This is a genomic window from Nitrosococcus oceani ATCC 19707 (assembly GCF_000012805.1).
In the GTDB taxonomy this organism is placed as follows: domain Bacteria; phylum Pseudomonadota; class Gammaproteobacteria; order Nitrosococcales; family Nitrosococcaceae; genus Nitrosococcus; species Nitrosococcus oceani.
The window spans coordinates 196653-210416 of the sequence record NC_007484.1; the positions used below are offsets into that span (position 1 = coordinate 196653).

The 13764-nt window shown below is 48.2% G+C and carries 16 protein-coding genes and 1 tRNA gene; 15 read left to right on the forward strand and 2 right to left on the reverse strand.

The window, feature by feature from the left end; translation table 11 throughout:
• Positions 1-32 precede the first annotated feature (32 nt).
• The 6 genes from aroA (at position 33) to NOC_RS01130 (ending at position 5534) form a co-directional block, all read left to right on the forward strand.
• Positions 33-1367: a 3-phosphoshikimate 1-carboxyvinyltransferase gene (gene aroA / locus NOC_RS01105; protein WP_002812851.1), complete on the forward strand. Its 1335-nt coding sequence runs from the start codon at positions 33-35 to the stop codon at positions 1365-1367.
• Positions 1368-1393: 26 nt separating this feature from the next.
• Positions 1394-2086 carry an HAD family hydrolase gene (locus NOC_RS01110; protein ID WP_002812653.1) on the forward strand — a complete coding sequence of 231 codons (693 nt, stop codon included), beginning with the start codon at positions 1394-1396 and terminating at the stop codon, positions 2084-2086.
• A gap of 74 nt (positions 2087-2160) precedes the next feature.
• Complete coding sequence (gene cmk, locus NOC_RS01115; protein WP_011330251.1) at positions 2161-2844, forward strand: (d)CMP kinase; 684 nt, start codon at positions 2161-2163, stop codon at positions 2842-2844.
• Between the two features lie 119 nt (positions 2845-2963).
• Entirely contained in the window at positions 2964-4649 is a 1686-nt protein-coding gene (gene rpsA / locus NOC_RS01120; protein WP_011330252.1) for a 30S ribosomal protein S1, read from the forward strand.
• Positions 4650-4736: 87 nt separating this feature from the next.
• Positions 4737-5027: an integration host factor subunit beta gene (locus NOC_RS01125; RefSeq protein WP_002812952.1), complete on the forward strand. Its 291-nt coding sequence runs from the start codon at positions 4737-4739 to the stop codon at positions 5025-5027.
• A 63-nt stretch (positions 5028-5090) separates the two neighbouring features.
• Positions 5091-5534 (forward strand): Mth938-like domain-containing protein, encoded by a 444-nt coding sequence (locus NOC_RS01130; RefSeq protein ID WP_002812404.1) that lies wholly within the window; start codon positions 5091-5093, stop codon positions 5532-5534.
• A gap of 14 nt (positions 5535-5548) precedes the next feature.
• Here NOC_RS01130 and rpoS read toward each other — a convergent pair whose 3' ends face one another.
• Positions 5549-6514 (reverse strand): RNA polymerase sigma factor RpoS, encoded by a 966-nt coding sequence (rpoS, locus tag NOC_RS01135; protein WP_002814195.1) that lies wholly within the window; start codon positions 6512-6514, stop codon positions 5549-5551.
• Between the two features lie 78 nt (positions 6515-6592).
• The gene (gene fdxA / locus NOC_RS01140; protein WP_011330254.1) at positions 6593-6931 is read right to left on the reverse strand and encodes a ferredoxin FdxA; all 339 of its coding nucleotides are present in this window, start codon (positions 6929-6931) and stop codon (positions 6593-6595) included.
• A 209-nt stretch (positions 6932-7140) separates the two neighbouring features.
• On the opposite strand from fdxA, the gene NOC_RS01145 reads away from it, so the two are divergent.
• The 9 genes from NOC_RS01145 (at position 7141) to NOC_RS01185 (ending at position 13763) form a co-directional block, all read left to right on the forward strand.
• Positions 7141-7434 (forward strand): LapA family protein, encoded by a 294-nt coding sequence (locus NOC_RS01145; protein ID WP_036497847.1) that lies wholly within the window; start codon positions 7141-7143, stop codon positions 7432-7434.
• A 2-nt stretch (positions 7435-7436) separates the two neighbouring features.
• A complete protein-coding gene (lapB, locus tag NOC_RS01150; RefSeq protein ID WP_002814025.1) occupies positions 7437-8600 on the forward strand; it encodes a lipopolysaccharide assembly protein LapB in 1164 nt (387 codons plus the stop codon).
• Between the two features lie 128 nt (positions 8601-8728).
• Entirely contained in the window at positions 8729-9079 is a 351-nt protein-coding gene (gene arsC, locus NOC_RS01155) for an arsenate reductase (glutaredoxin) (protein ID WP_011330255.1), read from the forward strand.
• A 16-nt stretch (positions 9080-9095) separates the two neighbouring features.
• On the forward strand, positions 9096-9698 hold the full coding sequence (gene wrbA / locus NOC_RS01160; protein ID WP_002811957.1) for an NAD(P)H:quinone oxidoreductase: 603 nt from the start codon (positions 9096-9098) through the stop codon (positions 9696-9698).
• Between the two features lie 73 nt (positions 9699-9771).
• Positions 9772-10581: a biotin--[acetyl-CoA-carboxylase] ligase gene (locus tag NOC_RS01165; RefSeq protein WP_002812213.1), complete on the forward strand. Its 810-nt coding sequence runs from the start codon at positions 9772-9774 to the stop codon at positions 10579-10581.
• Positions 10578-11378: a type III pantothenate kinase gene (locus NOC_RS01170; protein WP_002812326.1), complete on the forward strand. Its 801-nt coding sequence runs from the start codon at positions 10578-10580 to the stop codon at positions 11376-11378. The genes NOC_RS01165 and NOC_RS01170 overlap by 4 nt, the downstream gene beginning before the upstream one ends.
• 66 nt (positions 11379-11444) lie before the next feature.
• Positions 11445-11516: transfer RNA gene (locus tag NOC_RS01175), tRNA-Thr, on the forward strand.
• Positions 11517-11564: 48 nt separating this feature from the next.
• Positions 11565-12635 carry an AI-2E family transporter gene (locus tag NOC_RS01180; RefSeq protein WP_002812625.1) on the forward strand — a complete coding sequence of 357 codons (1071 nt, stop codon included), beginning with the start codon at positions 11565-11567 and terminating at the stop codon, positions 12633-12635.
• 315 nt (positions 12636-12950) lie between these two features.
• Entirely contained in the window at positions 12951-13763 is an 813-nt protein-coding gene (locus NOC_RS01185) for a sulfurtransferase (RefSeq protein WP_011330256.1), read from the forward strand.
• Position 13764 lies beyond the last annotated feature (1 nt).

Sequence of the window (13764 nt, forward strand, 5' to 3'; positions counted from 1 at the left end):
CTGGAAATAGTGTAGGGGGTAGGGAGAATAGCATGCAGCCTATCGAAGAAGTATCGCAAGATACGATGGCTTTTGTGGTGGCGCCGGGGGGGGCGCTGAGGGGTCGGTTACGGGTTCCCGGGGATAAGTCTATCTCCCATCGGGCTATTATCTTGGGCGCGTTGGCCGAGGGTATTACCCAGATCACTGGGTTTTTGGAGGGAGAAGATACTCTGGCAACGTTGCAGGCCTTTCGGGATCTCGGGGTAAGCATTGAGGGACCTGAGGGAGGACGGGTAAAAATACATGGTGTAAGTCTACAGGGTTTACGGGCGCCGGAAAAACCCCTTTATTTAGGTAACTCAGGAACATCAGTGCGATTACTCGCCGGTCTTTTCGCCGGCCAATCCTTTGATGTCATACTTAGGGGCGATGAGTCTCTCTCTCGCCGTCCCATGCGGCGAGTCTGTGACCCCTTAGCCCGAATGGGCGCTTTTATCGAGACGACGGCTCAAGGTACTCCCCCCCTACACATTCATGGCGGACAGTCACTGTATGGTATTGAATATGCGATGCCGATGGCCAGCGCCCAAGTCAAATCCAGCCTGTTATTGGCGGGACTTTATGCATCGGGACGAACCTGTGTGGTTGAGCCTGCTCCGACAAGGGATCACTCTGAGCGTATGCTGGCCGGTTTTGGCTACCCCGTAGAGCGAGAGGGTGCAAAAGTTTGTATCCAAGGGGGGGGAACGTTGCATGGTACTGTGGTTGAGATCCCTGCAGATATTTCTTCGGCGGCCTTTTTTATGGTGGGAGCCGCGATTGGTAAGGGTTCGGATATTTTATTGGAGCATGTCGGTATCAATCCGACCCGGACAGGAATTATTGATATTCTCCGGCGTATGGGAGCAGAAATTGAAATAAGAGAAACAGGTGTAGTTGGCGGCGAACCGGTAGCAGCGATACGGGTCCGAGCTAGCCGGTTGCATGGGATTAATATTCCTGAAGACCTGGTTCCGTTGGCGATAGATGAATTCCCGGCCCTATTTATAGCCGCGGCTTGTGCCGAAGGCGAGACGGTATTGGCTGGAGCTGGAGAGCTGAGGGTTAAAGAAAGTGACCGTATCCAGGTGATGGCTGATGGTTTGCAAGCTTTGGGAATTTCTGCTCAGCCCACGGCGGATGGAATTATTATCCAAGGGGGAGAATTGCAAGGGGGAGAGGTCCATAGTCACGGCGATCACCGATGCGCCATGGCCTTTGCCATGGCTTCCCTAGTTGCCAAGGGCCCTATTATTATTCGTGATTGCGCCAATGTGGCCACTTCTTTTCCGGGTTTTTTGGAGTTAGCTTGTGGTGCTGGTTTAGCAATTCGCCATGGAAAATAGATAAATAGATTAGGTATTCAATTTTCATGTCACCTTATAAACTCATAGTTTTCGATTGGGACGGAACTTTAATGGATTCGGAAGCGCGTATTGTGGCGAGTATGCGTTCTGCGATTCATGATCTTAGCTTCCCTTTTCGGGAAGACGCGCAGCTGCGTAATGTGATTGGCCTGGGCTTGCCAGAAGCTTTGGCTATGCTTTATCCAGAGGGGGATAAAGTGATGAAAAATGCTTTGGTTGAGCGCTATCGTCATTATTATTTGAGTGCCGATTTAACCCCTAGCCAGCTCTTTGAGGGAGTTGAGGAATTATTAGGAAAATTGCACGAGCAGGGTTATTTAATGGCTATTGCTACGGGTAAGGGGCGTAGCGGCTTGGATCGGGTATTACCGGAGGTAGGTGTTGCCCACTATTTTTGCACCAGCCGCTGCGCCGATGAGACGGCCTCGAAGCCTAACCCCCGCATGCTATTGGAGATTATGGCGCAAACCCAGGCTAGGCCTGAAGAGACCCTGATGGTTGGCGACACCGAATATGACCTGCTGATGGCCAAATACGCGGGAACCGATGCTTTAGCGGTAAGCTATGGCGTACATGAAAAAACCCGCCTGCAACAATGTGGCCCTATTGGCTGCGTTGATTCAGTCACAGCTTTAGAGGGTTGGTTGTCAGCAGGACCAGCTTACGCTGCGCGTAATGCAAGCTGTCGGCACGGCTAAAGACGGCTGTTGTAATGGCGATCGCCACCCCTTTCTTCCATGGCGTTTCGTTTAATGATAAGGGGGTAATGGGGATGAGTAAAGAAATCCCCGTGATTACGGTGGATGGGCCTAGTGGTTCAGGGAAAGGCACCTTAGCACAGCAGTTGGCACAGCACTTGGAATGGCACTACTTAGACAGTGGTGCGATGTATCGGGTATTGGCTCTGGCAGCGGATAAACATGGCATTGCGCCAAATGCTCCTAAGCAGTTAGAAACTTTGGCCCAGAATCTAGATGTCCGATTTATATCGGGTCTAGAGGGCATGCCAGCACGAGTGTTTCTAGAGGGCTCAGAAGTGAGTGATTCTATCCGTAGAGAAGAATGTGGTAATGCTGCTTCAAAGATTGCTGCTTTGGCTGAGGTACGGGGGGCCTTGTTGATGCGACAGCGGGCTTTTCGCAAAGCACCAGGATTAGTTACTGATGGGCGAGATATGGGAACAGTGGTGTTTCCAGAGGCGGACTTAAAAATTTTTCTTACTGCCAGTCCATATGAGCGGGCGCGAAGGCGTTATAAGCAGTTGAAGGAAAAAGGCATAGGTGCTAATCTAAAAAATTTAGAGAAAGAAATCGCTGAACGGGATAGGCGCGATTGCGAACGTAATATTGCTCCGCTCAAATCGGCTGATGATGCTATAATACTAGATTCTACAAACCTTGCTATTAAGGAAGTATTTCAGCAAGTGTTACCATGGTTGTCAGGAAAAAATACGTAATTTTAGGGTAGTTCGTGGCATTAAATGCCACGGGCCAAGATTAAACAGTGGCTCCGTAAGTTGTGGAGTATTTAGCTGGTTGGCATGGGTATCCGCTAACCAAGGGTTTTGGTGAATCAATGGGCGAAAGCTTTGCAGAGTTGTTTGAGGAAAGCCAGGCGGATATGCCGATGGCGCCAGGTTCTATTGTAACGGGCACCGTCATGGAAATTCGTTCCGACGTTGTGATTGTCAACGCCGGATTTAAGTCCGAGGGAGTGATCTCTGCGGAACAGTTCCGTGATGAAAAGGGAAATTTGAATATCTCTGAGGGTGATTTAGTCGAAGTCGCTCTGGAAGCCATTGAGGATGGTTTTGGCGAGACTCGTCTTTCCCGCCAGAAGGCCAAGGAAGCTCGGGTTTGGAATGATCTTGAAGGAGCCTTTGAGGCAGGCGAAACCATTACCGGCGTGTTGACTGGCAAGGTCAAAGGCGGTTTTACAGTGGATTTAAATGGGGTTCGTGCGTTTCTACCGGGCTCATTGGTAGATGCCCGCCCCGTGCGAGACACTGCCTATCTTGAGAGTAAAGAACTTGAATTTAAACTCATCAAGCTGGATCGTCGGCGCAACAATATAGTGGTTTCACGCCGTGCAGTTATGGAAGCCGAGTACAGTGCAGAGCGAGAGGCGCTCTTATCTAGTTTAGAGGAAGGAAAGACGGTGAAGGGCGTCGTCAAAAATCTTACTGATTATGGCGCCTTCGTGGACTTGGGAGGGTTAGATGGATTGCTCCACATCACGGATATGTCGTGGAAACGAATCAAGCATCCTTCCGAAGTAGTGAATATTGGCGATGACATTACCGTTCAGGTGCTCAAATTCGATAGAGAGCGCCAGCGCGTCTCTCTCGGGCTGAAGCAAATGGGAGAAGATCCCTGGAAAGATTTGGCGCGGCGTTATCTTGACGGTACTCGCCTCTTTGGTAAGGTAACGAATGTTACCGACTATGGTTGTTTTGTGGAGATTGAAGAAGGGGTAGAGGGTTTGGTTCATATGTCAGAGATGGACTGGACCAATAAAAATATCCACCCCTCGAAGATGGTTCAAGTTGGTGAGGAAGTTGAGGTGATGGTGCTTGATATTGATGAGGAGCGCCGTCGTATTTCCCTAGGAATGAAGCAATGCCTACCTAATCCATGGGAAGAGTTTGCCCATAGATATAATAAGGATGATCGCGTAGCTGGCGAGATTAAATCCATTACCGACTTTGGCATTTTTGTCGGCTTAGAGGGGGGCATTGATGGCCTGGTTCATTTATCGGATATTTCCTGGTCGGCTTCGGGCGAAGAGATAATCCGTGATTATAAGAAAGGCGATCAGGTTGAGGCGGTTGTTCTGGCCATTGATCCAGAGCGAGAGCGCATTTCTCTAGGAGTCAAGCAACTTGAGGACGATCCTTTCTCCAGCTATATTGCGACCTGCCCTAAAGGCAGCATAGTTAAGGGAATCGTCAAGGTGGTTGATACTAGAGGCGCGGTCATTGAGTTGGCTGAGGGTGTGGAAGGACATCTGCGCGCCTCAGAAATTGCTAGAGAGCGTATAGATGATGCCCGTACTTCCCTTAATGTGGGGGACTCAATAGAGGCCAAGTTCACTGGCATCGATCGTAAGAATCGTGTAATTACCCTCTCCGTTCGTGCTAAAGATGTAGAAGAAGAGGCGGAAGCTATTAAGGAGTACTCCGGAACGGGTGCGGAAGCTGCTTCGACTACACTGGGCGATATCCTCAAGGAGCAAATGGAAAGGCAAGAGGAAGAAGGCTAAAAACAATAGTTTTTTCTACTGAGGCTCAATGGGGGCGTGGCCCCCGAGCTTGTTGTGGTGTGCGGCTTTGGGAGTGCGTTGTTTGTTATGACCAAATCGGAATTGATAGAAAGGCTTGCCCAGCGTCAGGCGCTGCTGTCTTATCGCGATGTAGAGCTAGCAGTCAAAATGCTGCTAGAGGTGATGAGCCAGGCTTTAGCACAAGGTGAGCGTATCGAGATACGAGGGTTTGGGAGTTTTTCATTGCATTATCGCCCACCGCGGAGCGGACGCAACCCAAAGACGGGTGATGCCGTGCCATTGTCCTCTAAATATGTTCCACACTTCAAGCCTGGTAAAGAGCTGAGAGAACGAGTTGATCGTGGCGAATCTATTTAGGGTTCCTCGGCTGCTTTCTAACCCCGCTTTAATTGCTAATCATTTAGTGGGGCGTTCTAGCGAATGAAATTTAGCTTGGATGAGCGTACAGATGTTTATACAGTAAGCGCCTATGGCTCTGGGTATGTGGAGTTTAGGATACCTGTTTCTTCTGAAAAAGAGCCTGAACGCTTGCAAGGGGAGGGGTTAAAGGAAAATAGAGGTAGGCAAAAAATATGCCGAAATGTGGTAGTTTCGCCGGGGCGATTGCAGGAGTGGTCTCCTGCTTCCTTTTCTGAGTTAGAGAAGGCTCATTTTCAGGCATTTCTGGAGATGGAACCAGAGGTGGTAGTAGTTGGTACAGGCGAGCAATCACATTTCCTCTCTCCCCGTTTGATAGAGCCTTTGTTAAGGCACCAGATAGGGGTTGAATTTATGGATACCGCAGCTGCTTGCCGAACTTATAATATTCTTGTTGGTGAAGGCCGGCGAGTAGTAGCAGCGCTATTTATAATCAGGCAGCCCTAACTTTTGCCAGCAGCCTATTTAAATAAAATATCAACTGAAATGCCTTCTTTAGTCAGGATGCGGCGCAGCCGTTTGAGGGTTTCAAGCTGGATTTGGCGAACCCGTTCTCGGGTTACACCAATGGCTTGGCCTACTTGCTCCAAAGTTTGTGGCTCATAGCCTTGGAGGCCAAAGCGCCGAATGACGACTTCTCGTTGCTTGTCATTGAGTTGGCTTAGCCATAATTTAAGACGGGATTGCATATCATCGTTTTGTAGCAAAACGGTAGGATCGGGTGCGTCTTCATCAGGCAGAGCATCAAGCAAGGTCTTTTCTTGATTGTTTCGGTAGCCCGTATCCATGGAAGCAGTATTGTCTTTAAGGCTCCATACACGTTTAATTTCTTCGACGGGCTTATTTAACTGCTGAGCTAGTTCTTCAAAGCTGGGATCGTGCTCTAATTCTTGCGCTAGTTTATTCGCTACTCGCTGATAGCTCTTGATTTCCTTTACCACGTGAACAGGTAAGCGCACGGTACGCGTTTGATTCATGAGCGCCCGTTCAATAGTTTGCCGTATCCACCATGTGGCATAAGTGGAAAAGCGAAAACCCATCTCTGGATCAAATTTTTCCACAGCATGGATCAAGCCTAAATTCCCTTCCTCGATTAAATCGAGGAGCGCCAGACCTCTATTCATATAGCGCCTTGAAATTTTAACGACAAGTCGCAGATTGCTTTCAATCATGCGCTTACGCCCAGCAGGATTTCCTTTTTTAGCAAGGCGCGCATGGTAGACTTCCTCTTCCGCTGTCAGTAAAGGAGCACAGCCAATTTCACTTAGGTAGAGGTGCGTGGCGTCAAATTCATGATCACCCAGAGGCTGGCTTTCCCGCGTATTCTCAGGGTTGATGGATAGATGTTGGGGTTCTTCGTATTCCCGTAGCGCCGTTTCGGATTTGCTTATAGACAAAGTCTTTCCTCCCTTACTTAAGAAAACCATGTATGGCTTCCTAGGTATAGTACCCTCGGCGCTTAGTGGATTACATAAGGAGAATCCCTTACTGTAGAGAGACCCCTCTTATTTCTCTAAGTGTGGGAGCTTATCTTCAACTTCGCCGTTTTTTATGCGATCCCATTGGTCCGCATCTGCCGGGGGTTCTTTGCTTTCGGTAATGACCGGCCAGCTTTTTGCTAATTCAGCATTGATTCCCAAATATTTTTGATGTTCTTTAGGCACATCATCCTCAGAAAAAATGGCTTCAGCTGGACATTCCGGCTCGCATAATGTGCAATCGATACATTCATCTGGATCGATAACTAGAAAATTAGGGCCTTCATGAAAGCAATCAACGGGGCATACTTCAACACAGTCGGTATATTTGCATTTGATACAGTTTTCAGTTACTACGAACGTCATAAAAACTCTCTCCTGTCTAGCGCACGTTTCTCGTGCTTGCGTTCCGAGATTTGCTAAGTTAGCAAAGAATTTATAGGGTTGTTTGCGCTTAGCTATATCATTAACATTTTAATCCCAATTTCCGATCCTGACGAGAGTAAAATATTGGACAGCTTATTAGAGAGTTCAGGTATGATGTACCTAGGGTACAGTGTCTAGGGGGAGGAGGCATGCGAAGAATTTTTTATTTTTTTATTTTTATTGTTGTTTTTGTTCTAGGGCTCACCTTTGCGGGGCGCCACGCCGAGTCTGTCGCAATCGATTACCATTTCGGCCAGCTACATGTCCCATTATCTTTGCTTCTCGCCCTTATTTTGATGATAGGAACGATACTTGGCATACTTGTCAGCTTAATTACGATCATAAGGTTGAAGCGTGAAAACAGAAGGTTGCGCAAATCAATTAGGTGGGTTGAAAAAGAGAATGCCAACCTGCGGACGATTTCTCTTAAACATGGGCAATAAACGTGATCGAATGGTTATTGTTGCTGTTACCTGTGGCAGCGGCTTCAGGCTGGCTAGCAGGTAAGCGCAGTGCAGAAACCGTAAATGCGGATAGTCACTCCCAACTAAATTCCGCCTACTTTGCCGGCCTAAATCATTTGTTAAATGAGCAGCCAGATAAGGCTATTGATACCCTGCTTAATGCTTTGAAAGTGGATAGCGACACGGTAGAACCCTATCTAGCATTAGGTAATCTATTTCGCCGGCGCGGGGAGGTAGACCGGGCGATTCGGGTTCATCAAAATCTTATTGAGAGGCCTTATTTAAGCAGCTCGCAAAGAGGACAAGCCCTTTTGGAATTGGGTTTGGATTATATGCGCGCGGGAATGTTGGATCGGGCTGAAAGCTCTTTTCTTGAGGTCCTTAAGCGAAGAAGCCACATAGGTATTACCCTGCGCCAGTTACTTGATCTCTATCAGCAGGAAAAGAATTGGCATCAAGCTATTGCTATGGCTCAAAAGCTGCACGAGGAGAGTGGCGAAGCGACGGAATCCATGATCGCTCATTTTTATTGTGAACTTGCGGAACAGCATTGGGCCCAGAAAAAAGCTGTGGAAACGACCCGGTTTATCAAGCAGGCGCTGGCCTCGGATTGGCGCTGTGTTCGAGCAACTCTGCTCCAGTCCAGTTTAGCAATGGAGAAAGGGGATTATAAGAGGGCTATTCGCTGTTTGCGGCAGGTTGAGAGGCAAGATCCAGACTATTTGCCGGAGATATTAAAGCCGCTCTCGGAATGCTACCAGTACCTGGAGGGCCAAGATAAATTCTTTTTCTGGCTAACTGAAGCATCAAAGCGCCATCCAGGATGTACTTCATTAGTTTTAGCCAGAGCGGCATACTTACAGCAGCGGGGAGAACAGAAAGAGGCTCGCTATTTCCTAATCGAGCAACTTAGAGTGTATCCTTCCGTTGAGGCACTTCAGCAGTTGCTTGCTTTGGGAGTGCCAGAGGATATTGAGGCTGCTTCAGAGCCTTGGTCTTTAATAGAAGAAGTGGCTAGCCGCCTGTTAAAAGCTAAATTAAATTACGTTTGCGGTTTTTGCGGATTTGGCGGCAAGTATTGCTATTGGCAATGCCCAGGTTGTAAACGCTGGGGGACCGTTAAGCCCTTGGCTGTAGGTACTTAATCTACGCGGTATTAATCTATATGCTATTGATAATGTTAGCTTATCCAGGGCTAAATAAAATATTTAGGGTTTAATTCAGTGTCCTGACCAAGTTTAGCTTGCCAGAACTCAATGGGAGAGAAAAATTAATGTCTCAAGTCTCTATTTATCATAATCCCCGGTGCAGTAAATCTCGACAGACGTTGCAATTGCTTCGCGAGCAAGGCATAGAACCAATCATTATAGAATACCTCACATCGCCTCCAACATCGGCACAATTATCGGAAATTCTCCAGCTATTAGATAAAAATCCGAGAGACTTAATGCGTCAGAAAGAGGCCGAATATCAAGATAATGGGCTTGATAATCCGAGTCTTTCTCAGGAACAGTTGATTGCGGCCATGGTGGCCCACCCTATTCTTATTGAGCGGCCTATTGTGTTAGCCAACGGTAAGGCCGCTATTGGGCGGCCACCAGAAAAGGTACTCGAAATTCTTTAAGCTGAGATACAGGTCAATGCCAGAAATTCTTATTCTTTATTACAGCCGCCATGGCAGTGTAGCGGCCATGGCTGAACGGATAGCCCGGGGGGTGGAAGAAGTGGAGGGCATGCAAGCGCGGCTGCGAACCGTGCCGGCGGTGTCCACCGTCTGTGAAGCGGTAGAAGATTCGATACCTGCAGGTGGTCATCCTTACGCAAGTCACGATGACTTGCGAGAATGTGCAGGTTTAGCTTTGGGAAGTCCAACCCGATTTGGGAATATGGCGGCTCCCCTTAAATATTTTCTTGATAGCACAAGTACGTTATGGCTTTCAGGGGCTTTGGCGGGTAAGCCAGCTGCCGTATTTACCTCAACTTCCAGCCTCCATGGCGGACAAGAATCCACTTTATTATCCATGATGATTCCCCTGCTTCATCATGGCATGGTGTTATTAGGTATTCCCTATACCGAACCGGCTCTCATGAACACCCAAGAGGGAGGTACCCCTTATGGCGCTAGCCATGTGGCCGGTGCGGATAACCAATTACCGCTGAGTGAGAACGAGATTATTTTATGTCGTGCATTAGGACGACGCTTGGCTAGGATGGGGGCTTCATTAGCGGTTACGCGGCAATGACAGTGTTTGGCTTTGATTCTCCGCCGATCTGCACCCAAATGCAGCGTTATAGTTAATTAAAATAGGATATTTTTTGCAAACGGATATCGCGCCTCTTAAATCACAGCTCATCCGGGCAGCGATGGGAGAGGATAGCTTAGAGTGGCTGTCGCAATTAGAACTCTACCCGGTATTGGATTCTACTAACCGTTATCTTTTAGCTCGAGTCAAACATGGCGCCAAGAAGGGGACAGTTTGTTTAGCCGAGGCCCAGTCGGCAGGCAGAGGGCGCCATGGGCGTCTCTGGTTATCGCCTCCCAGTGGTAATATTTATCTCTCATTGCTATGGTGTTTTTCTAAAAATCCGCAATTTTTGTCAGGTCTGAGTATAGCGGCTGGTGTGGGTGTATTGCGTGCGTTGCAAGACCAGGGTGTCACTAAAATAGGCTTAAAGTGGCCTAACGACGTGCTCTGGGATGATCGGAAATTGGGTGGTATTCTAGTAGAGCTGGTGCCCAAGGAGGGAGGCACAGGTGTAGTAGTAGGGGTGGGTATCAATGTAAATATGCCTATTCCCTATAGAGAGCAATTAGTTCAGTCTTGTACTGACTTAGCGGAAGCTACCCAAAACCGATCGGTAGATCGTAATTATTTGGCTGGGCGCCTCATCCATCATTTTTTGCTGATAATGCATAATTTTGAGCGCTGGGGCTTAAGGGATTGTCTTGATGATTGGCGTAGATGGGACGCTTGTTACCAGCGGGAAGTCTATTTATACGAGGGCAGTAGGGTGATCAGCGGCATTGCTTGTGGTATTAATGAGGAGGGAAGCTTGTTATTACAAGAAAAAGGGAGAATATCATGCCACTTCTGTGGGGAAGTAAGTTTGAGGCGAGTTAAGTGATTCTACTGGTGGATATTGGTAATAGCCGGATTAAGTGGGCCCGGCTAGACGGCGGTAAGCCTGCCGATATGGGGGCGGTGACGCGGGGTAAGACGGGCATCAAGCGGGTTCTCTCCAAGGCTTGGAAAGAGTTTGGAGATGTTAACCGGGTTGTCGTTGCCAACGTCGGTGGTCCAAAAGTTGCCGAACAACTAGAACAGTGGCTGCAAACTCACTGGCAGATAGCGCCCGAATTTTTAACTGCCCGTAGCAATGGGTATGGGATACGTAATGCTTATTCGAAACCGGAAACTTTGGGGATAGACCGTTGGCTAGGGCTGGTTGCAGTACGTCAACGTTATCGGGGTGGCGATCGTAAGAAAGCCATTTGCATCGTCGATTGTGGCACGGCGATTACCCTTGATGTGCTTGCCGCTGATGGTAAGCATTTAGGGGGGTTAATTATCCCTGGTTTGGCCATGATGCCTAAATTTCTGGCGGATCATACGGCAGGCATCAACGAAACTACCGAAGCAGTGGAATATTCGCTGCTTGCTAGTACTACGAGCGCGGCAATCAACGCTGGTGCGTTGTATGGGGCGGTTGCTTTTATCGACCGCGTCAGTCACGATGTAGCTGTTGAAATGAAGGGAGAGCTTAAATTCGTCATTACGGGTGGCGATGCGCCTCGGATATTGCCATTATTGCGGGATAAATATGAGCATCTTCCTGATCTCGTTTTACGGGGGCTTGCGCGGGTAGCCAAGGATACTTCAAAAGTAAGGCGGGAAACAGACCTTGATTGCGCAGCTCAGTAAGTTTTCTTAAAATAACGGATTAACTTTTCCTTCCTTTGAGCTAGCAATATCTTTGTAATCATCATTGCCGGGTTAGCACAGTGGTAGTGCAGCGGTTTTGTAAACCGAAGGTCGGGGGTTCAAATCCCTCACCCGGCACCGATATTGCTTTGTTTTCAATCTTCACAATAATTTTTTCTTCTTGATATGCGTCTTGTTCGCAACTGGTTTCAGCGTCATTTTGCCGATCCTCAGGTAGTAGGTTTGGCAATTTTGCTCGCCGTCGGTTTCATCACCGTGGTGCTTATGGGGCGTATGCTGGCACCCGTGCTTGCTAGTTTGGTGATCGCTTACCTTTTAGAGGGAATTATAGGGTATATGGAGCGGTGGCATTGTCCTCGCTGGTTGGCGGTGACCCTGGTATTTATTACCTTCATGGCTGCTCTGTTTTCATTAATATTCGGTTTGTTACCTTTACTCTCACAGCAATTAACCGAGTTCTTCCAGCAGCTACCCGTTATGATTGCCCGAGGGCAAGAGCTCTTACTGAGCCTGCCTGAATATTATCCGAATTTGTTTTCTGGTGAGCAAGTCTATGATTTGATGAGCGCGCTTCGTTCCGAGCTTGCCCAATGGGGGCAGAAGGTACTTTCCGTGTCCTTAGCTTCGGTAGTGGGCCTGATAACACTCGCCGTGTATCTTGTTATCATGCCATTGCTGGTGTTTTTCTTCCTTAAGGACAAGGCCCGGCTCATTGGCTGGCTTGAGCAATATCTCCCGCGGGAGCGAAAACTAGCTGCTCAAGTTTGGCATGACGTAGATTTTCAGATCGGAAACTATGTCCGGGGGAAATTCCTTGAGATTCTAATTGTATGTGCAGTGACTGCTATCACTTTTACTTTCATGGGGTTGCAGTTCTCAATGCTATTGAGCGTTCTGGTGGGATTGTCAGTTATTATTCCCTATATTGGCGCGGTTGCGGCTACTCTACCGGTAGCTTTTGTTGCCTACTTCCAATGGGGATTTAGCATTGATTTCGCTTATTTGCTTGGCGCCTATGGGATTATCCAGGCTTTGGACGGTAATGTCCTAGTGCCCTTGCTGTTTGCTGAAGTGGTAGATTTGCACCCAGTAGCGATTATTGTGGCTATCTTGGTTTTTGGTGGGTTTTGGGGTTTCTGGGGAATCTTCTTTGCTATTCCTCTGGCTACTCTCGTACAGGCGGTACTTAAGGCTTGGCCTAGCCTTCCCCCTCCAGAAGAGTCCACTATACTTTAGCTGATAGGTGATTTTGGCATTTTTAGAAGGGAAGCGCCCTGAGATGTCGACGGACTGTGGGAGTCTTGGATTGCAGGATTACGACTCAGGACTAATACCACCATTAAGCGGAGATATCCAACATTTTCATTTTGCCTAATGGATATTACCTGCTTGGAGTTCTCCACCCTTAAAGGGCACCTTAAGCCGTTTACCTAATGGGCGCTTTTAGACAAATGGTTATAGCGCAATATTTTTTCGGCTGAGGTCGTGGTTTTCTTTGCGGAAAATTTATGAAATTCAATCAATTGAATAGGACTCCCTGGAGGTATATAAATGGCAATGTTCTCTCTGCTGTTGCAGCCTGATGAGCTAGTGCGGCGGTTGGATGAAAAAAATTTGCTGCTCATTGATCTTGGTAGCGAAGAATCCTATCTTGCGCGCCATGTACCTGGTGCGGTACACCTTGATTACACTCATATCGTAGCGGCTCGTCCCCCGGTGATGGGGCTTTTGCCTGATGAGCATCGTTTAAGCCGGGTGCTGTCCCAGCTAGGATTTACGCCGGAGAGCCATGTAGTTGCTTATGACGCTGAGGGGAATGGCCGTGCTTCTCGTCTTCTCTGGACGCTGGAAGAGTTAGGGCATAAGCATTTTTCGTTGCTTGATGGGGGATTGAAGGCATGGTTAGTTGAAGAGTGCCCGGTAAAGGAAGGGCGGGAGAGCCGGCAGCCCAGTCACTTTCATGGGCGCTATCAGGGTCATCAAGCGGCTGATAAGGAATATATTTTGGCCCATTTATTAGATCCTAAAGTCGTAATTTTAGACGCCCGTTCTCCGGCTGAATATCATGGCGAATATGTCCGCGCCCAACGGGGGGGGCATATTCCAGGCGCGGTAAATTTTGAGTGGACTCAGGCCATTGACCAGGAGCGCAATTTGCGATTTAAACCCATGGATGAACTGCGTTCCAGCTTGGAAGCTTTGGGGATTACTCCCGACAAGGAAGTTATTTGCTATTGCCAGACTCACCATCGCTCAGCCCATACTTGTATGGTACTGAAATATTTAGGATATCCCAAAATTAAGGGCTACCCAGGTTCTTGGTCGGAGTGGGGGAACGCTCCGGATACGCCTATTAAAGTGTAAA

Bases quoted from the DNA above. Each gene is read 5' to 3' on its own strand.
- NOC_RS01185 (WP_011330256.1), top strand. From the start codon at position 12,951: ATGGCAATGTTCTCTCTGCTGTTGCAGCCTGATGAGCTAGTGCGGCGG.
- NOC_RS01125 (WP_002812952.1), top strand. From the start codon at position 4,737: ATGACCAAATCGGAATTGATAGAAAGGCTTGCCCAGCGTCAGGCGCTG.
- rpsA (WP_011330252.1), top strand. From the start codon at position 2,964: ATGGGCGAAAGCTTTGCAGAGTTGTTTGAGGAAAGCCAGGCGGATATG.
- NOC_RS01180 (WP_002812625.1), top strand. From the start codon at position 11,565: ATGCGTCTTGTTCGCAACTGGTTTCAGCGTCATTTTGCCGATCCTCAG.
- cmk (WP_011330251.1), top strand. From the start codon at position 2,161: ATGAGTAAAGAAATCCCCGTGATTACGGTGGATGGGCCTAGTGGTTCA.
- fdxA (WP_011330254.1), bottom strand. From the start codon at position 6,931: ATGACGTTCGTAGTAACTGAAAACTGTATCAAATGCAAATATACCGAC.
- aroA (WP_002812851.1), top strand. From the start codon at position 33: ATGCAGCCTATCGAAGAAGTATCGCAAGATACGATGGCTTTTGTGGTG.
- NOC_RS01110 (WP_002812653.1), top strand. From the start codon at position 1,394: ATGTCACCTTATAAACTCATAGTTTTCGATTGGGACGGAACTTTAATG.
- rpoS (WP_002814195.1), bottom strand. From the start codon at position 6,514: ATGGTTTTCTTAAGTAAGGGAGGAAAGACTTTGTCTATAAGCAAATCC.
- NOC_RS01130 (WP_002812404.1), top strand. From the start codon at position 5,091: ATGAAATTTAGCTTGGATGAGCGTACAGATGTTTATACAGTAAGCGCC.
- NOC_RS01145 (WP_036497847.1), top strand. From the start codon at position 7,141: ATGCGAAGAATTTTTTATTTTTTTATTTTTATTGTTGTTTTTGTTCTA.
- arsC (WP_011330255.1), top strand. From the start codon at position 8,729: ATGTCTCAAGTCTCTATTTATCATAATCCCCGGTGCAGTAAATCTCGA.
- wrbA (WP_002811957.1), top strand. From the start codon at position 9,096: ATGCCAGAAATTCTTATTCTTTATTACAGCCGCCATGGCAGTGTAGCG.